The 17549-nt window shown below is 30.6% G+C and carries 32 protein-coding genes; 1 reads left to right on the plus strand and 31 read right to left on the minus strand.

Going from position 1 to position 17549, the window contains the following annotated elements; genetic code table 11:
* Positions 1–49 precede the first annotated feature (49 nt).
* From rpmJ to fkpA, 31 genes are all read right to left on the minus strand, one after another.
* Complete coding sequence (rpmJ, locus tag IX46_RS03105) at positions 50–166, minus strand: 50S ribosomal protein L36 (RefSeq protein ID WP_071880116.1); 117 nt, start codon at positions 164–166, stop codon at positions 50–52.
* Between the two features lie 24 nt (positions 167–190).
* On the minus strand, positions 191–1510 hold the full coding sequence (gene secY / locus IX46_RS02505) for a preprotein translocase subunit SecY (RefSeq protein ID WP_053940423.1): 1320 nt from the start codon (positions 1508–1510) through the stop codon (positions 191–193).
* Positions 1511–1520: 10 nt separating this feature from the next.
* The gene (gene rplO / locus IX46_RS02510) at positions 1521–1955 is read right to left on the minus strand and encodes a 50S ribosomal protein L15 (protein ID WP_053940424.1); all 435 of its coding nucleotides are present in this window, start codon (positions 1953–1955) and stop codon (positions 1521–1523) included.
* 3 nt (positions 1956–1958) lie between these two features.
* On the minus strand, positions 1959–2138 hold the full coding sequence (rpmD, locus tag IX46_RS03135; RefSeq protein WP_053940425.1) for a 50S ribosomal protein L30: 180 nt from the start codon (positions 2136–2138) through the stop codon (positions 1959–1961).
* Between the two features lie 10 nt (positions 2139–2148).
* A complete protein-coding gene (gene rpsE, locus IX46_RS02520) occupies positions 2149–2655 on the minus strand; it encodes a 30S ribosomal protein S5 (RefSeq protein ID WP_053940426.1) in 507 nt (168 codons plus the stop codon).
* A 13-nt stretch (positions 2656–2668) separates the two neighbouring features.
* Complete coding sequence (rplR, locus tag IX46_RS02525; protein ID WP_053940427.1) at positions 2669–3034, minus strand: 50S ribosomal protein L18; 366 nt, start codon at positions 3032–3034, stop codon at positions 2669–2671.
* A gap of 1 nt (position 3035) precedes the next feature.
* The gene (rplF, locus tag IX46_RS02530; protein WP_053940428.1) at positions 3036–3572 is read right to left on the minus strand and encodes a 50S ribosomal protein L6; all 537 of its coding nucleotides are present in this window, start codon (positions 3570–3572) and stop codon (positions 3036–3038) included.
* Positions 3573–3582: 10 nt separating this feature from the next.
* Positions 3583–3975 carry a 30S ribosomal protein S8 gene (rpsH, locus tag IX46_RS03140; protein ID WP_053940429.1) on the minus strand — a complete coding sequence of 131 codons (393 nt, stop codon included), beginning with the start codon at positions 3973–3975 and terminating at the stop codon, positions 3583–3585.
* A 15-nt stretch (positions 3976–3990) separates the two neighbouring features.
* Positions 3991–4296: a 30S ribosomal protein S14 gene (gene rpsN / locus IX46_RS03145; RefSeq protein WP_053940430.1), complete on the minus strand. Its 306-nt coding sequence runs from the start codon at positions 4294–4296 to the stop codon at positions 3991–3993.
* A gap of 28 nt (positions 4297–4324) precedes the next feature.
* Positions 4325–4864, minus strand: a complete 540-nt coding sequence (gene rplE, locus IX46_RS02545) for a 50S ribosomal protein L5 (RefSeq protein WP_053940431.1) — start codon at positions 4862–4864, stop codon at positions 4325–4327.
* A gap of 22 nt (positions 4865–4886) precedes the next feature.
* Positions 4887–5204: a 50S ribosomal protein L24 gene (gene rplX / locus IX46_RS02550; protein WP_053940432.1), complete on the minus strand. Its 318-nt coding sequence runs from the start codon at positions 5202–5204 to the stop codon at positions 4887–4889.
* A 21-nt stretch (positions 5205–5225) separates the two neighbouring features.
* Positions 5226–5594, minus strand: a complete 369-nt coding sequence (gene rplN / locus IX46_RS02555) for a 50S ribosomal protein L14 (RefSeq protein ID WP_053940433.1) — start codon at positions 5592–5594, stop codon at positions 5226–5228.
* A gap of 109 nt (positions 5595–5703) precedes the next feature.
* Complete coding sequence (gene rpsQ, locus IX46_RS02560) at positions 5704–5958, minus strand: 30S ribosomal protein S17 (protein ID WP_053940434.1); 255 nt, start codon at positions 5956–5958, stop codon at positions 5704–5706.
* Positions 5955–6152 (minus strand): 50S ribosomal protein L29, encoded by a 198-nt coding sequence (gene rpmC, locus IX46_RS02565; protein ID WP_053940435.1) that lies wholly within the window; start codon positions 6150–6152, stop codon positions 5955–5957. Before rpmC ends, rpsQ begins: the two co-directional genes overlap by 4 nt.
* Positions 6152–6562 (minus strand): 50S ribosomal protein L16, encoded by a 411-nt coding sequence (gene rplP, locus IX46_RS03150; protein ID WP_053940436.1) that lies wholly within the window; start codon positions 6560–6562, stop codon positions 6152–6154. Before rplP ends, rpmC begins: the two co-directional genes overlap by 1 nt.
* A gap of 12 nt (positions 6563–6574) precedes the next feature.
* Positions 6575–7279 (minus strand): 30S ribosomal protein S3, encoded by a 705-nt coding sequence (rpsC, locus tag IX46_RS03155; protein ID WP_053940437.1) that lies wholly within the window; start codon positions 7277–7279, stop codon positions 6575–6577.
* A 22-nt stretch (positions 7280–7301) separates the two neighbouring features.
* The gene (gene rplV / locus IX46_RS03160; protein WP_053940438.1) at positions 7302–7634 is read right to left on the minus strand and encodes a 50S ribosomal protein L22; all 333 of its coding nucleotides are present in this window, start codon (positions 7632–7634) and stop codon (positions 7302–7304) included.
* A gap of 15 nt (positions 7635–7649) precedes the next feature.
* Positions 7650–7928: a 30S ribosomal protein S19 gene (gene rpsS / locus IX46_RS03165; RefSeq protein ID WP_053940439.1), complete on the minus strand. Its 279-nt coding sequence runs from the start codon at positions 7926–7928 to the stop codon at positions 7650–7652.
* 17 nt (positions 7929–7945) lie between these two features.
* Entirely contained in the window at positions 7946–8767 is an 822-nt protein-coding gene (gene rplB / locus IX46_RS02590) for a 50S ribosomal protein L2 (protein WP_053940440.1), read from the minus strand.
* 15 nt (positions 8768–8782) lie between these two features.
* The gene (rplW, locus tag IX46_RS02595; protein ID WP_053940441.1) at positions 8783–9085 is read right to left on the minus strand and encodes a 50S ribosomal protein L23; all 303 of its coding nucleotides are present in this window, start codon (positions 9083–9085) and stop codon (positions 8783–8785) included.
* Entirely contained in the window at positions 9082–9687 is a 606-nt protein-coding gene (gene rplD / locus IX46_RS02600) for a 50S ribosomal protein L4 (protein ID WP_053940442.1), read from the minus strand. The genes rplW and rplD overlap by 4 nt, the downstream gene beginning before the upstream one ends.
* Before the next feature lie 17 nt (positions 9688–9704).
* Positions 9705–10334, minus strand: a complete 630-nt coding sequence (gene rplC, locus IX46_RS02605; protein ID WP_053940443.1) for a 50S ribosomal protein L3 — start codon at positions 10332–10334, stop codon at positions 9705–9707.
* Positions 10335–10360: 26 nt separating this feature from the next.
* Complete coding sequence (rpsJ, locus tag IX46_RS02610; protein WP_053940444.1) at positions 10361–10672, minus strand: 30S ribosomal protein S10; 312 nt, start codon at positions 10670–10672, stop codon at positions 10361–10363.
* 253 nt (positions 10673–10925) lie between these two features.
* Positions 10926–12110, minus strand: a complete 1185-nt coding sequence (gene tuf / locus IX46_RS02615) for an elongation factor Tu (RefSeq protein ID WP_053940445.1) — start codon at positions 12108–12110, stop codon at positions 10926–10928.
* Between the two features lie 46 nt (positions 12111–12156).
* On the minus strand, positions 12157–14265 hold the full coding sequence (gene fusA / locus IX46_RS02620) for an elongation factor G (protein WP_053940446.1): 2109 nt from the start codon (positions 14263–14265) through the stop codon (positions 12157–12159).
* A 90-nt stretch (positions 14266–14355) separates the two neighbouring features.
* Entirely contained in the window at positions 14356–14826 is a 471-nt protein-coding gene (gene rpsG / locus IX46_RS03170; RefSeq protein WP_053940447.1) for a 30S ribosomal protein S7, read from the minus strand.
* 36 nt (positions 14827–14862) lie between these two features.
* Positions 14863–15237: a 30S ribosomal protein S12 gene (rpsL, locus tag IX46_RS03175; protein WP_053940448.1), complete on the minus strand. Its 375-nt coding sequence runs from the start codon at positions 15235–15237 to the stop codon at positions 14863–14865.
* A gap of 116 nt (positions 15238–15353) precedes the next feature.
* The gene (gene tusB, locus IX46_RS02635; protein ID WP_053940449.1) at positions 15354–15641 is read right to left on the minus strand and encodes a sulfurtransferase complex subunit TusB; all 288 of its coding nucleotides are present in this window, start codon (positions 15639–15641) and stop codon (positions 15354–15356) included.
* Between the two features lie 12 nt (positions 15642–15653).
* Positions 15654–16013, minus strand: a complete 360-nt coding sequence (gene tusC, locus IX46_RS02640) for a sulfurtransferase complex subunit TusC (RefSeq protein WP_053940450.1) — start codon at positions 16011–16013, stop codon at positions 15654–15656.
* Between the two features lie 13 nt (positions 16014–16026).
* Positions 16027–16407, minus strand: coding sequence for a sulfurtransferase complex subunit TusD (tusD, locus tag IX46_RS02645; RefSeq protein WP_053940451.1), 381 nt, complete (start codon positions 16405–16407; stop codon positions 16027–16029).
* Positions 16408–16433: 26 nt separating this feature from the next.
* Positions 16434–17189, minus strand: a complete 756-nt coding sequence (gene fkpA, locus IX46_RS02650; protein ID WP_053940452.1) for an FKBP-type peptidyl-prolyl cis-trans isomerase — start codon at positions 17187–17189, stop codon at positions 16434–16436.
* Positions 17190–17314: 125 nt separating this feature from the next.
* On the opposite strand from fkpA, the gene IX46_RS02655 reads away from it, so the two are divergent.
* Positions 17315–17527 carry a hypothetical protein gene (locus IX46_RS02655; RefSeq protein ID WP_053940453.1) on the plus strand — a complete coding sequence of 71 codons (213 nt, stop codon included), beginning with the start codon at positions 17315–17317 and terminating at the stop codon, positions 17525–17527.
* The last annotated feature ends 22 nt before the right edge of the window (positions 17528–17549 follow it).

The raw sequence follows: 17549 nt of genomic DNA on the forward strand, positions 1-17549 counted from the left end.
ATATGTATAAATATTAATAAATCTTAATATAGTCTTTTATTTTTTCACTTTAACCTTGACGCTGTTTATGTTTTGGATCATTACTACAGATTACTCTTACTACATTATTACGCCGTATAATTTTACAGTTTCGACAAAGGGTTTTAACAGAGGCTTTAACTTTCATTCAAAATCCTTAACTATTAAAAGTTTAATTTAACTTAGCTTTTTTTAATATAGAGTCATATTGACTAGACATTATTAACGTTTGAATTTGAGCAATAAAATCCATTATAACTACAACTACAATTAATAATGACGTACCACCAAAATAAAACGGGACATTCATAGCGCTTCTCATAAATTCCGGAATTAAGCAAATAAAAGTAATATACAAAGAACCAAAAAGTGTTAATCTCAATATAATTTTATTAATATATTTAGCTGTTTTTTCACCTGGTCGGATACCTGAAATAAAAGCACCTGATTTTTTTAAATTATCCGCAGTTTCACGAGGATTAAAAACTAATCCAGTATAAAAAAAACAAAAGAAAATAATAGAAATTACATATAAAAATAGATATAAAAACTGATTTGGTTGAAAATAAAACAAAATAGTTTTAAAAAAACTGTATTTTTTATCTATTCCCAACCAAGATATAATAGTAGCAGGAAATAACACAATACTTGAAGCAAATATTGCAGGGATAACGCCAGACATATTTACTTTTAAAGGTAAATGAGTGCTTTGTGCTGAGTAAATACGGCGACCTTGTTGACGCTGAGCATAATGAACAATAATTTTTCTCTGACTACGCTCAATAAAAACAACTAAAAAAACAACTAAAAAAATTAACACTAAAACAGACAAAAACAATAATAAATGCAAATGTCCTTGTCTAGTTTGCTCAATAGTATGTGCAATAGCAGAAGGAAGTCCTGCGATTATACCTGTGAAAATTATAATAGAAATTCCATTTCCAATACCACATTCCGTAATTAGCTCACCTAACCACATCAAAAACATAGTACCAGTGACCAATATAACAATAGCGGTACAATAAAAATAAAAATTTTCATTAACTATAATAGGACGTATGCTGGATATACTAGATAAACTTGTCACAACTCCAACTGATTGAAAAAAAGCTAATATTAAAGTAGAATATCTTGTATATTCATTAATTTTATGTCGACCTGCTTCTCCTTCTTTCTTTAATTCAGATAAGAAAGGAATTGCTAAGGTTAATAACTGAATAATAATAGAAGCGGATATATAAGGCATAATACCTAATGCAAAAATAGAAGCTCGATTCAAAGCTCCGCCAGAAAACATATTAAACATTTCAAAAATAGTGCCTTTTTGATGATTTAATATGCGAGACAAAATTGTAGTATCAATTCCAGGTATAGGAATAAAAGAACCAATACGAAAAATAATTAAAGAGATTATTACAAAAATAATTCTATTTTTAAGTTCATTAATATTTTTTTTAGAATTTTTAAAATTCATTCCTAATTTATTAATCATTATTCACTAATTATCCTTCAATTTTACCACCATAATTTTCAATTTCTATACGAGCACCTTTGGTAACACGTAAATTGCGTAATGTTACAGGGCCTTTTAATTTTCCTGATAAAATAATTTTTACATGTCTAACATTCTTATTAACAATATTTTCTTTTTTTAAAACTTTTAAATCAATTATGTTATCTGGTAATTTTGATATTTGAGATAATCTTACTTCAGTAGTAACATTTGCTTTTCTAGATTTAAATCCAAATTTAGGAAGTCTTCTATATAAAGGCATTTGACCCCCTTCGAAACCGCGATTTATACTTCCACCAGATCTAGATTTTTGACCTTTATGTCCTCTTCCGGCTGTTTTTCCATATCCAGAGCCAATACCTCGACCTAATCTTTTGCTATTTTTTTTAGATCCACATGATGGAGATAAACTATTTAGATACATAAATTATTTCTCTTGTATTTTCAAAATATACGATACTTTTTTAATCATACCTCGAATTGAAGGTGTATCTTCAAGAGTAACGGTATGCCCAATAAAACGTAATCCTAAACCAAATAGTGTTTTTTTATGTTTAGGAATTCTTCCTATAGAACTTTTTACTTGAGTAATTGTAATAGTTTTCATTGATTAAAATTTACCTTCCTAAAATATCTGCAACAGACTTATTTCTTTTAGCTGCTACCATTTCTGGAGATTTCATGTTAATTAAACCATTCATAGTTGCTCGAACTACATTAATTGGGTTAGTGGATCCATAGGTTTTAGCTAATACATTATGTATACCCGCTACTTCTAAAACTGCGCGCATAGCACCTCCTGCAATAATACCAGTACCATCTGACGCTGGTTTCATGAATATATTAGATCCAGTGTGCGATCCTTTTAGAGGGTGCTGTAAAGTTTTATTTACCAGTGGTATAGTAAACATATTACGTCTTGCTTTTTCCATAGCTTTTTGAATTGCTGCAGGGACTTCACGAGCTTTTCCATATCCAAAACCAACACGTCCGTTTCCATTCCCTACTACTGTTAAAGCTGTAAAAGAAAAAATACGACCACCTTTAACTGTTTTTGAGACACGGTTTACAGTAATTAATTTTTCTTGTAATTCATTATTATTTTTTTTATCAATATTAACCATTTTATATTTTACCTTAAAACTTTAGTCCAAAATTTCGAGCAGAATCTGCTAATATCTTTATACGACCATGATATTTAAACCCAGAACGATCAAATGAAACGTTAGATATTCCTTTGAGTAAAGCTCGTTTAGCAATATTTTTTCCAATAATTTCCGCTGCCTTTTTGTTTCCAGTATATTTTAAATCACATTTAATTTGTTTTTCTACAGTCGAAGCACAAACTAAAACTTTTGCTTCAGAGGAAACTATTTGAGCATAGATATGACGAGAAGTACGATGAACAACTAAACGAGTAGCTCCTAATTTTTTCATTTGGCAACGTGACTTTTTTAATCGACGTATACGAGAGTTGATCTTGGAATTTCTAGAAATAATCATTTTACTTTTTTTTAGCCTCTTTTACCCGCACAATTTCATCCGAATATCGAATACCTTTTCCTTTATAAGGTTCTGGTTTACGATAAGATCTTAAGTTGGCTGCAACTTGCCCGACTAATTGTTTATCTACTCCCTTGATAATAATTTCTGTAGAAGATACATATTCAACTTCAATAGAGGAGGGCAAAGAGTATAAAATAGAATGCGAATACCCTAAAGACATATTGATAATATTGTTTTTTGTTATTGAAACACGATAACCTACGCCAGAAAATTGTAATTTTTTACTAAATTTTTTCGAAACCCCTGTGATCATGGAATAAACGAGAGCTCTTGACGTACCAGCTTGTGCCCAGCCATCAGAAAACCCTAAACGTGCTGAAAAAGTAATCATATTATTTACATATTTCACTTCAACTGCACGATGAATGATACGTGAAAGATTACCATATTTTCCTTGAATAGATATTAATTGTGAATTTAATTCAATTTTAACATCTTTTGGAATAGGAATTGGACGTTTAGCAATACGAGACATTTTATCTCCTTTAAGCTACGTAACATATAACTTCACCACCAAGACCGAGTTTACGTGCGGTGTGATCCGTCATAATACCACGAGAAGTTGAAATTATAGCAATACCTAACCCAGACATAACTTTGGGTAGATCATGCTTTTTTTTATATATTCGTAGACTCGATCGACTTACTCTTTGAATTTTTTCTATTACAGATTTTCCTTTAAAATATTTTAAAACAACTTCTAATTCTAATTTATTTTTACCATTTATATTATAATCATTAATATAACCTTCTTGTTTTAATAATTCTATTATAGAATTTTTTAATTTAGAGGCAGGCATCTTAACAGAATATTTGTTAGCTGATTGACCATTTCTAATACGTGTCAACATATCAGCCACTGGATCTTGAACACTCATTTTAGCTCCTTAAAATTACCAACTTGCTTTTTTTAAACCAGGAATTTCACCTTTCATAGCTGCTTCTCTGACTTTAATACGACTCAGACCGAATTTTCTTAAAAAAGCATGTGGACGACCTGTTTGTCGACATCTATTTCTTTGTCGCGATGGACTAGAATCACGCGGAAAAACTTGAAGCTTAAGCACAGCGTCCCAACGCTCTTCTTTTGAAAGTTTCATGTTTTTAATAATAGTTTTAAGCGCAATACGTTGAGCATAAAATTTATTAGCTAATTTGATACGTTTAATTTCGCGCGCTTGCATCGATTGTTTAGCCATTAGATAACCTTAAATATATTAAACTATATTACTTACGGAAAGGAAAATTGAAAGCAGATAACAATAAATGACCTTCATTATTTGATTTTGCAGTGGTAGTAATAGTTATATCTAATCCACGAACACGATCAATTTTGTCATAATCAATTTCAGGAAAAATAATTTGTTCTCGTATTCCTAAACTATAATTTCCTCGACCATCAAAAGAGTTAATTGAGAAACCTCTAAAATCTCTAATACGAGGAATGGCAATACTAATTAGACGTGTTAAAAAATCCCATTTTCTTTTTCCACGCAATGTTACCTTGCAACCAATAGGATAACCTTTTCGAATTTTAAAACCAGCTACAGATTTTCTTGCTTTCGTGATTACTGGTTTTTGTCCAGATATTGCAGTTAAATCTAGCACAGCATTATCTAAATTTTTTTTATCAGAAGCTGCAGACCCAACACCCATATTTAAAACAATTTTATCAATTTTAGGTACTTGCATTATAGAGCTATAATTTAATGTTATCATAAGATTTTTAACTATTTTTGTTTTATAATAACTATGTAATTCGATCATACATCACCCCAAAATGTCATAACTATTTTTTAATTATATTACCATTTGATTTGAAAAAACGTACTTTTTTACCCTCTTCGAATCTAAAACCAACGCGATCTGATTTTTTAGATTCTGGATTAAAAATAGCGATATTTGAAATGTGTATAGGAGCTTCTCTTTCAATAATACCCCCGTTTTTATTTTGAGCAGGAACAGGTTTTTGATGTTTTTTAACTAAATTTAAACCCTGCACAATTACTTTATTAGGTGGAAAAATATTTTTAATAAAACTTTTTTTTCCTTTATCCTTTCCTGTTAAAATTATTACTTGATCATTTTTACGAAACTTTAATGCCATTTGATATTCCTTAAATGTTTATTATAAAACTTCAGGAGCTAACGAAATAATTTTCATAAATTTTTCATTCCTTAATTCTCGAGTAACAGGTCCAAAAATACGAGTACCTATAGGTTGTTCGTTATTATTTAATATCACACAAGAATTTCTATCAAAACGTACAGTCGAGCCATCAGATCTCCTTATACCTTTCTTTGTTCTGACAACTACCGCTTTTAAAACTTCCCCTTTTTTTACTTTACCTCTTGGTATAGCTTCTTTCACCGTAATTTTAATTATATCACCAATTCTAGCATAACGACGACGAGAACCACCTAACACTTTAATACACATGGCTGAACGCGCACCAGAGTTGTCAGCTACATTCAAAATAGTTTGTTCTTGAATCATATTATATCATTCCAATTCAAATGAAATTGTTACTAAGTACAATATTAGTAATATTTTATTGATAGAAAACATGAACAGACCTAAGTTTGATCATGTTTTAAAATATTTTTTAAAAAATAGTTTTTTCAACAATTCGAACTAATACCCAAGATTTAGTTTTGGAAATTGGTCTAGATTCTCTAATTTCTATTAAATCACCTATTGAACATTCGTTTTTTTCATCGTGAATATGTAGTTTTGTAGTTTTTTTTATAAACTTTTTATAAATCTTATGCTTCACAAAACGTTCAATTGATACAACAGCTGACTTATTCATTTTATTACTTGTAACGCGACCTTGTAAGGTACGAATTTTTTCCATTATTTAAAACGCTCCTTTTCAGTTAATATTGTTTTGACTTGTGCAATATTTCTTCTTACTTTTCGTAATAAATGTGGTTGTTTTAATTTCCCTGATGCAGACTGCATGCGAAGATTAAACTGTTCTCTTAATAATTGCAAAAGTTCTATATTAAGATTCTGACAATCTTTTTGACGAAATTTTAATAATGCCTTCATTACATCACCATTTTAGTTACAAAAGTCGTTTTAATCGGCAATTTTGATGCAGCTAGCTTAAATGCTATACGCGATTCTTCTTCCGAAACACCATCTAATTCGTAAAGTATTTTGCCGGGTTGTACTAAAGCGACCCAATATTCAACATTACCTTTTCCTTTTCCCATTCTAACTTCTAATGGTTTTTGCGTAATTGGTTTATCAGGGAAAATACGTATCCAAACTTTACCTTGTCTTTTAATAAATCGTGTTATAGCTCTTCGTGCAGATTCAATTTGCCGAGCAGTTAAACGTCCTCGATCCACTGCTTTTAATCCAAAAATACCAAAGTTAATATCAGTACCAATTGCAAGTCCACGATTTCGTCCTTTATGCATTTTACGAAACTTCGTACGTTTTGGTTGCAACATTAGACAATTCTCCTACTTGCGATTTTTACGATGTTGCTTTTTTGATAGAACAGATGGTTTTTTTTCTAATTTCTCGATAGCTGACATACCACCTAGTATCTCCCCTTTAAAGATCCATACTTTTACACCTATTACACCATATGTAGTGTGAGCTTCAGAGACACTGTAATCAATGTTAGCACGTAGAGTATGCAGCGGAACTCTGCCCTCTCTATACCATTCTCTTCGAGCTATTTCAGCGCCACCCAATCTACCACTTACTTCTACTTTAATACCTTTTGCCCCTTGTCTCATTGCGTTCTGAACTGATCTTTTCATGGCCCTACGAAACATCACTCTTCTTTCTAATTGAGAAGTAATACTATCTGAAACGAGCTTTGCATCTAATTCAGGTTTTCTAACTTCAGAAATATTGATTTGAGCTGGAACACCAGTAATTTTTGCAATAAACATTCTTAATTTTTCAACATCTTCACCTTTTTTTCCTATCACAATACCTGGCCTAGCTGTATAAATAGTTACGCGAATACTTTTGGCAGGTCTCTCAATAATAATTCGGGATACTGATGCTTTTATGAGTTCTTTCATTAAAAATTGACGTACTTTATAATCGCTATCTATATGATCTGCAAAATCTTTAGTATTTGCAAACCATACAGAGTTCCATTTTTTAATGATACCCAACCGCATGCCATTAGGGTGCACTTTTTGACCCATTCTTTCTCCTCCAAAAAAAACATTAACAATCAGAAACAATTACAGTTATATGACTCGTACGTTTTAAAATACGATCTGCACGCCCTTTAGCACGAGGCATCATTCGCTTCATTGTAGAACCTTCATCTACAAATATATTTTTTACTTTTAATTGATCTATATCAACACCATCATTATGCTCTGCATTTGCTATAGCTGATTCTAATACTTTTTTAACTAAAACTGCGGCTTTTTTATTGTTAAAATTTAATATATTTAATGCTATTGGTACTTTTTTACCTCGAATTAAATCTGCTACTAAACGAATTTTTTGAGCAGAAGATCGAACTTTTCGACATTGAGCTAAAGTTTCCATTTGTTCCTCTTTGTTCTAACGTTTTTTTACTTTTTTATCTGCAGTATGTCCTCTATAGGTACGAGTTAAAGAAAATTCACCTAATTTATGCCCAACCATTTCTTCAGTAATAAAAACTGGAACATGATTTCGACCATTATGAATAGATATTGTTAAACCGACCATATTTGGAAATACTGTTGAGCGTCTAGACCATGTTTTTAAAGGTTTTTTATCATTTAACTTGACTGCTTGCTCTACTTTTTTTAATAAACTAACATCAATAAAAGGACCTTTTTTCACAGAACGTGGCATAAGATAATTCTCTAAAGTTATTTGTGACGATGACGTAAAATAAATTTTTCAGTACGTTTATTTCTTCTAGTTTTTTTACCCTTTGTTTGAATACCCCAGGGAGTCACTGGATGTTTCCCAAAATTTCTTCCTTCACCACCTCCATGAGGATGGTCAACTGGATTCATAGCAGTACCACGGACAGTCGGTCGGATTCCAATCCAACGTGAAGCACCAGCTTTTCCTAATACTTGCAACATATGTTCCGCATTTCCTACTTGACCAATTGTAGCTCTACAATTACATTCAGTTTTTCTCATTTCACCAGATCTTAATCGCAAAGTAGCATAATCTTGATCGCGTGCTACTAATTGTACATAGCTGCCTGCAGATCGAGCAATTTGACCTCCTTTTCCCGGTTTCATTTCTACATTATGAATAAAAGAACCAACAGGAATATTTTTAATTGGTAAGGTGTTTCCTACTTTAATAGGAACATTTGAACCTGAAGTAATAGTATCACCTATCTTTAAATCTTTAGGCGCTAAAATATAACTTCGTTTCCCATCTTTGTATAATATTAAAGCAATATTAGAAGAACGATTAGGATCATACTCAAACCTTTCTATTACAGCATCGATGTTATCTCTGTTCCTTTTAAAATCTATAATACGATATGAACGTTTATGACCCCCACCAATATGTCGGGTTGTAATTCTACCATTATTATTCCGTCCTCCAGTTTTACCTTTTTTTGTAATAAGTGAAGAATATGGCTTCCCTTTATACAATTCCTTATTGACAACTTTAATAACATGACGTCGACCTGGGGATGTCGGCTTACATTTAACAATTGCCATTTTTATTTCCTCTACCTATTCTATATTACTTATAAAATCTAAATTTTGACCTTTTTTCACTTTAATATATGCTTTTTTCCAGTCTTTTCGAAAAACAATACGATTAGATTGACGCTTTTTTTTTCCTTGAATACGTAATGTTTTTACACTATCTACTTGTATATTAAATAACTTTTGTACTGCAGATTTAATTTCATATTTAGTTGAACTTTTTAAAACTTTTAAAACAACAGTATTACACTTTTCAATTAATATAGATGATTTTTCAGAAATATGCGGAGAGAGTAATATTTTTAATAAACGTTCTTCAGGAATCATGAAAGTATTTCCTCTACTTTTTTCAACGCATCAACAGTGATTAAGATATGATCAAAAGCAATTAAGCTTACTGGATCAATCGAATATACATCTTTTACATCAACTGCATATAAATTTCTAGAAGCAAGGAAGAGATTATTATCCAATTTACTTGTAATAATCAAAACATTTTTTAAATTTATTTTTTTTAATTTTTCAACTAACAGTTTTGTTTTAGGCAAAGTTAACGAAAAATCTTGAAAAACAATTAACCGTTTTTGACGGATTAATTCAGAAAAAATACTTTTTAATGCACCACGATACATTTTTTTGTTAATTTTTTGAGAATGTTCTTGAGGTTTTGCGGCAAATGTTACCCCTCCTGACCGCCAAATAGGACTTCTAAAAGAACCTGCACGAGCACGCCCAGTTCCTTTTTGGCGCCATGGTTTTCTACCTGAACCAGAAACATCAGCACGACTTTTTTGTGCTCTCGTACCCTGACGAGTAGACGCTGAATAAGCAACAACCACTTGATGAATTAGAGCTTCATTAAAATCTCGAGAAAAAATGATGTCAGAAACACTAAGAAGGTTTTGCACGTCTTGAACTACTAATTCCATGCTTAATTCCTTATTTCTCAAATCTTAATAGCTGGTTTAACAATAAGATCACTACCTATAGACCCTGGTACAGCGCCTTTTAATAAAAGTAAATTACGAATTAAATCAATACGTATTATATTCAAATTTTGCACTGTAACACGTTTATTTCCTAATTGTCCTGCCATTTTTTTTCCTTTAAATACTCTCCCAGGAGTTTGATTTTGACCAATAGAACCTGGAACTCTATGAGATAATGAATTTCCATGTGAAGCATCTTGAGTACGAAAGTTCCAACGTTTTACAGTACCAGAAAAACCTTTACCTTTAGAAGTACCGATAACATCTACTTTCTTAATATCGTTAAAAATATCAATTTTAATAACTTGACCTAATTTAAAATTTTCATTTACATTTGTTTTAAATTCCCATAAACCATTACCTGGAACAACACCTGCTTTTAAAAAATGACCTGATTGAGGTTTATTAAGTTTGTTTAACTTTTTTGTACCTGTTGTCACTTGAATAGCAAAATATCCATCAGTTACTATATTTTTTATTTGCGTTATTCGATGTTCCTTACACTCAATTACAGTTACAGGAATTGAACATCCTTCCTTGGTAAAAATACGAGTCATACCAAGTTTTTTACCAATTAAACCAATCATTTTAAAAACCTTATATATCTATTTAATTAACCTAAACTAATTTGAACATCTACACCAGCAGCCAGATCAAGTCGCATTAACGCATCAACAGTTTTTTCAGTAGGCTCTACTATATCAATTAACCGTTTATGTGTACGTATTTCATATTGATCACGTGCATCTTTATTAACATGTGGAGAAATCAAAATAGTAAATCGTTCTTTACGGGTAGGAAGCGGTATAGGACCGCGCACTTGCGCGCCAGTTCTTTTCGCTGTTTCAACAATTTCTGTAGTCGATTGATCAATTAATCTATGATCAAATGCTTTTAGACGAATACGAATTCTTTGGTTCTGCATGATACCAGAACTCCAATTTTATTAAAGAATAAAAATTTTACCCTATCTCTATTCACAGAGATTGGATGTAATTAATAACAATGGCTATATAACTCCTATATTAGGAGTATTTTAAAATATTTTAAATAAAAAAATATTTTTAATTATATAAAATTATTTTTACAAACTATTTATAGTATTAATCAAAATACCAAGAAAAGAGCATTGTATACTCTTTTCTCAATAAATTCAACTAAGTACAGTATAAAATATGTTAAACTAAAACTTTAGTAACAACACCAGCACCAACGGTTTTCCCACCTTCCCGTATTGCAAAATGCAGCCCATCTGTCATAGCAATTGGATGAATTAAAGTAACAGTCATTTTGATATTATCTCCCGGCATGACCATTTCTACCCCATCAGGTAATTCAATAGAACCTGTTACATCAGTAGTGCGAAAATAAAACTGAGGACGATATCCTTTAAAAAATGGCGTATGTCGACCACCTTCTTCTTTTGATAAAACATAGACTTCAGACTCAAACGTTGTATGCGGATGAATACTACCAGGCTTAGCTAAAACTTGGCCTCTTTCAATTTCATCTCGCTTTGTTCCCCGAAGTAACACACCTACATTTTCGCCTGCACGACCTTCATCTAATAATTTTCTAAACATTTCTACGCCAGTACAGGTAGTTTTAGTTGTTTTTTTAATTCCAACAATTTCTACTTCTTCTCCGACTTTTATAATACCTTTTTCAACTCTTCCAGTAACAACTGTTCCTCTTCCAGATATAGAAAAAACATCTTCTATAGGTAATAAAAATGATTGATCAATTGCTCGTGTTGGTTCTGGAATGTAACTATCTAAAAATTTAGATAATTCTAATATTTTCGATTCCCATTCAGGATCACCTTCTAAGGCTTTCAATGCAGATCCGCGAATAATCGGAGTGTTATCTCCTGGAAAATCATATTGAGTTAATAAATCACGAACTTCCATTTCTACTAACTCTAATAATTCTTCATCATCTACCATGTCACATTTATTTAAAAAAACAACAATATATGGCACACCCACTTGTCTACCAAGTAAAATGTGTTCACGTGTTTGAGGCATTGGTCCATCAGTAGCTGCGACCACCAAAATAGCACCATCCATTTGAGCAGCTCCAGTAATCATATTCTTGATATAATCTGCATGACCTGGGCAGTCAACATGTGCATAATGCCTTAATTCAGTATCATATTCTACATGTGAGGTATTTATTGTAATCCCCCTAGCTTTCTCTTCTGGAGCATTATCTATCTGATCAAAAGCACGTGCAGAACCTCCATATTTTTTAGATAATACAGTGGTAATTGCTGCAGTTAATGTTGTTTTTCCATGATCTACATGACCGATAGTTCCTACGTTAATATGAGGTTTCAAACGTTGAAATTTTTCTTTTGACATTTTTTTATCCTTTACAATTTAGTTATAAAAAATTTTTAAATTACAATTATTTATTTTTTTTTTGAATAATTTCGTCAGAAATACTAGATGGTGCTTCTACGTATTTTAAAAACTCCATTGAATAGGAAGCTCTTCCTTGCGTTTGAGAACGTAAATCAGTTGCATAACCAAACATTTCAGATAAAGGAACACAAGCTTGAATAATTTTTCCTATAGATAAATCTTTCATACCTTCGATAACACCCCTACGACGATTTAAATCTCCAATAACATCACCCATATAATCATCTGGCGTCTCTACTTCAACTTTCATGATAGGTTCTAACAAAATAGGATTGGCTTGTTTAAAACCATTTTTAAAAGCTAAAGAAGCCGCCAGTTTAAATGCTAACTCTGAAGAGTCAACATCATGATAAGACCCAAAATAAAGACGTACCCCTATATCTACAACAGGATAACCTGCTAAAGGTCCATATTTTAATTGTTCCTGAATACCTTTATCAATTGCAGAAATATACTCATTAGGTATTACCCCGCCTTTTATATCATTAATAAACGAATAACCTGCACCTCCTGGTTCTAATGGAAATAATTCTATAACAACATGACCATACTGACCTCTTCCACCAGATTGTTTAATATGCTTTCCTTCAATATCAGTGATTTTATTTAAAATCGTTTCACGATACGCTACTTGTGGTTTTCCAATGTTAGCATCTACACTAAATTCTCTTTTCATTCGATCGACAATGATCTCTAGATGCAACTCACCCATTCCAGAAATAATAGTTTGATTAGATTCCTGATCAGTATGAACTCTAAACGAAGGATCTTCTTTAGCTAATCTATTTAATGCTATACCCATTTTTTCTTGATCAGCTTTTGTTCTAGGCTCTACTGAAATTGATATCACTGGATCTGGAAATTCCATGCGTTCTAATATAATAGGATCATTTAAATCGCAAAGTGTATCCCCAGTAGTTACATCTTTTAATCCAATAGCTGCTGCTATATCACCTGCATATACTTCTTTTATTTCTTCTCTTTTATTTGCGTGCATTTGAACGATTCTACCAAATCTTTCACGCTGAGATTTTACAGAGTTAAATACAGTGTCTCCTGATTTTACTATTCCTGAATATACTCTAAAAAATGTTAAATTACCTACAAATGGATCACTAGAAATTTTAAAAGCCAAAGCTGAAAATGGAGCATTATCATTCGACGATCTAATAGCAGGGATGTTTTTTTCGTTATTTAAAATACCTTTAATATCTTGAATATCATTAGGAGCAGGTAAATATTCCACTATTGCGTCTAATAACGCTTGAACGCCTTTATTTTTAAAAGCAGAACCACAAGTAATGAGTGTAATTTCATTATTTAAAGATCGCTTCCGCAGTTCTGATTTTATTTCTGTTTCAGATAATTCCTGTCCATTTAAGTATTTTTCCATAAGATTTTCATTAGATTCAACAGCAAATTCAAGTAAATTTTGATGCCATTTCTCAGATATTTCATACATATCTGAAGGAATATCTTTATAAGTAAAAGTAATTCCCTGATCGACATCTTGCCATTCAATCGCTTTCATTTTAATTAAATCTATTACACCTGTAAAATGTTCTTCTGATCCAATTGGTAGTTGTAAAGGTACAGGATTTCCGCCTAATCGTGTTTTAATTTGTTTTACAGATTTTAAAAAATTTGCACCCATACGATCCATTTTATTGATAAAAGCTATTCGCGGTACATTATATTTATTAGCTTGCCTCCAAACAGTTTCAGATTGAGGCTGAACACCTCCCACTGCACAATAAACCATTACTGCTCCATCTAGAACCCGCATAGAACGCTCTACTTCTATTGTAAAATCTACATGTCCAGGGGTATCAATAATATTAATCCTATGAGGTTTAAATTGTTTACCCATACCACTCCAAAAAGCCGTAGTTGCAGCAGATGTAATTGTGATCCCTCTCTCTTGTTCTTGCTCCATCCAATCCATTGTTGCTGCCCCGTCATGTACTTCACCAATTTTATGATTAATTCCAGTATAAAACAGGATTCTTTCTGTAGTAGTAGTTTTACCAGCATCTATATGAGCGCTAATTCCAATGTTGCGATATCGAGAAATAGGTGTTGTACGAGACATAATAAATTTTACTTTTAGTTTTTAAAGGTTATTGTTAGTAAGCAAAATGAAAATAATTGCTAAGTATAAGTATAAAAAATTTTTACAAACTTACCAACGATAATGAGCAAAAGCTTTATTTGCTTCAGCCATACGATGAACTTCTTCCTTCTTTTTTACAGAAGCTCCTTTATTATCTAATGCATCATATAATTCATTTGATAAACGTAAAGCCATAGATTTATCTGCTCTTTTTCGAGCTGATTCTATAATCCATCGCATAGCTAATGCATTTCGACGTACTGGACGCACTTCAACAGGAACTTGGTATGTAGAACCTCCGACTCGACGAGATTTGACTTCTACAGTTGGTCGAACATTTTCTAGAGCAATTTCAAATGCTTCTAATTCATTTTTTTTTGTTCTTTTTGATAAATCTTTCAAAGCAGTATAAACAATTATTTCGGCAATAGATTTTTTTCCATCTATCATTAAAATATTGATAAATTTAGCTAACAACTCTGAAGAAAATTTTGGTTCAGGTAAGATTTTTCGAGCAGTAATAATACGTCGACGAGGCATAAAAACTCCTTAAAAATTTATATGATATTTAATTAATTAAACTTTTGTTTTTTTAACACCATATTTAGAACGACCCTTTTTCCTATCTTTGACACCAGCACAATCTAAAGCACCTCTAACAACATGATATCGGACACCGGGTAAATCTTTAACTCTTCCACCACGTATTAAAATGACAGAATGTTCTTGTAAATTATGACCTTCTCCACCTATATATGCTGTAACTTCAAATCCATTAGTTAATCTTACACGACAAACTTTACGTAGCGCAGAATTAGGTTTTTTAGGAGTTGTTGTATAAACTCGAGTACACACTCCTCGTTTTTGAGGGCTATTTGATAAAGCGGGTACATTTGTTTTAATTACTTTTCGTAAACGAGGTTTTCGGACCAATTGATTAACTGTGGCCATATAAGTTCCTATTTATAATTAATTTTATGATTAATTTTAACATAATACAAAATTGAGATTATATTATAGTGTAGATTTTTAGACTGGATATGTAAGTCAAAACAAATAAGTATACTTCACCAAACCATCTGTGTTTTATTTTTAAGCGTTAAAGAAACGAAATTAATATAACTAATTAACATAAAATCGCTAGATATATTTTTTATAATTCCTCGAGCATAAACATCTTCTTGTATAAGATATAAATTTGCTGAACTAAAAATAATACTATCTAAAAAAACACTATTTGTTAAAGCAATCAAAACACCATCTTGTAAAGCTAAAAAATCATCTTTTTTGTTTAACATGCTGATAAGAAGAGGTATATTAGTTTTATAAGGAGAGTGTATTAAAGTATGTAACATAATCAATTATCTTCAAAAGTTAATAATTGCATCGTGATCATCCAACTTAGCACGTAAAAAATATGAATTTAATATGTTAACTGGTAATATAAATTTTGTGTTCATGTCAAAGCCATTTTGCAGTAAAGACAGTTTACAACAATAAAAATCTTTTATTTTATATAAAGATAACAATGTAAATAAAGATGTGTAATCACGAGTTAAAATTCTTTCTGATTTATAACTTTTAAATAATTGTAAAACACCGTCACCAATAAAAAACAAACTCATTTCTTTTAAAATAGCAGATGTTCCTAAAATAACATCTAATCCTTCTTTTCCAAAAGTTGTTCCATGAGGAGAATGAGAAAAAACAAAAGCGATTTTTTTCATAAAAATTATTATATTAAAATTGTATTATACGATCTGAAATATATATAGCATGCCCTAATTCTAATAATCCGCTGAGTTGAAAACAAGGAGATAAATTTCCCTTTTTATAATGAACCGTATAATTATCTTCTACTATCCCTCTTCTTTCGGCTGCAGTAGTACATACATATAACTTCACATCATGTTTTTGATATAGCACCTGCCAACCTTGAATTAAATCAAATTCATCAGAAGGTGTTTTATTTATAATATTTGAATTAAGCACACCATCACAATAAAAGAAAACACTATTTAACACGTGATGCATTTTTATTAATGATTCGCAAAATAGAAAAGCTGTACTAGAATTTTGCGTTCCATAAGCAGAACCTGTCACTAAAACTGTATATTTCATTGTGTACTTTACACTATTTAATATTTTCAATTATTTTTTACATCAATTAACGTAATATCAAAAATCAAAGTAGAATTTCCTGGGATTCCATTGAATCTAGAATGCCCATATCCTAAAGAGGGAGGTATAACTAACCTAATTTTTCCTCCTTTTTTAATATATTTTAAACCTTCCTGCCATCCTAATATTACATCTTTTAAAACAAAAACAACAGGTTTACCTCGATTATATGAATTATCAAACTCCACTCCATTAATTAAAAATCCTTTATAATGTACAGTAATTTCTGTATTTTCTGTAATTTCCTCACCTGAACCTGGATTATCTATAATATACATTAAACCACTTTGAGTTTTATGCGCACCTTTAATTTTAGAAAATTTTTTCATATATAATTGCCCTTGAATCAAATTTTCTTTTTCATTTTTTTCCATTTGAATTGTAGTAGCTTTCTTAATTTTTTCTTCTAATTTTTCAAGGATTTTAGAAATTTCTTGATTAGATAATTTTAAATTATTTGAAATAGCATCTTCAATTCCAGATAGAAGACTATATTTATCTAATTGAATACCTAATTGTTTTTGTTTTTCAAAAGATTGATTAACATAATTGCCTAAAGAAACACCTAAAGCATATCCTATTTTTTCATTTTCATTTTTAAAAATTTTTTTATTTTCTGAATAAGATTGCATATGAGAGTTTGACTGTTCCTCCGAAAATGAACTAGGAATATAAAATATTAGAAATAAAAATATAATTCTTTTAATCAGAAAAGAAATCATTTATTGCTCCATTAAATAAATTTCTATTTTTAAAAATTTTATTAAATAATCTTTTGAAAGATAAAATTATTTTATATAATATTAAATAGAAAATAAAAAAATTCTAAAATAATTAAGAATACAAAATGAAAATAAAAAAATTTAAAAATATTCAAAACAAACATAAAAAAAATTATAGTCAAAAAATATATGATAATAAAATGAAAAATAATGTTTTTTTACATCAAATAGAAATAAAAAACATACAAAACAGTATAAAAAGTTTATCAAAAAAAATAAATTATTTAGAATTATGTATTAATCGAATCTTAGGTACACAAAAACCACCACATTATTAAATAGTAATATTGTTTGAATTCT

The sequence above is a fragment of the Buchnera aphidicola (Aphis glycines) genome, from assembly GCF_001280225.1.
GTDB lineage: Bacteria > Pseudomonadota > Gammaproteobacteria > Enterobacterales > Enterobacteriaceae > Buchnera > Buchnera aphidicola_E.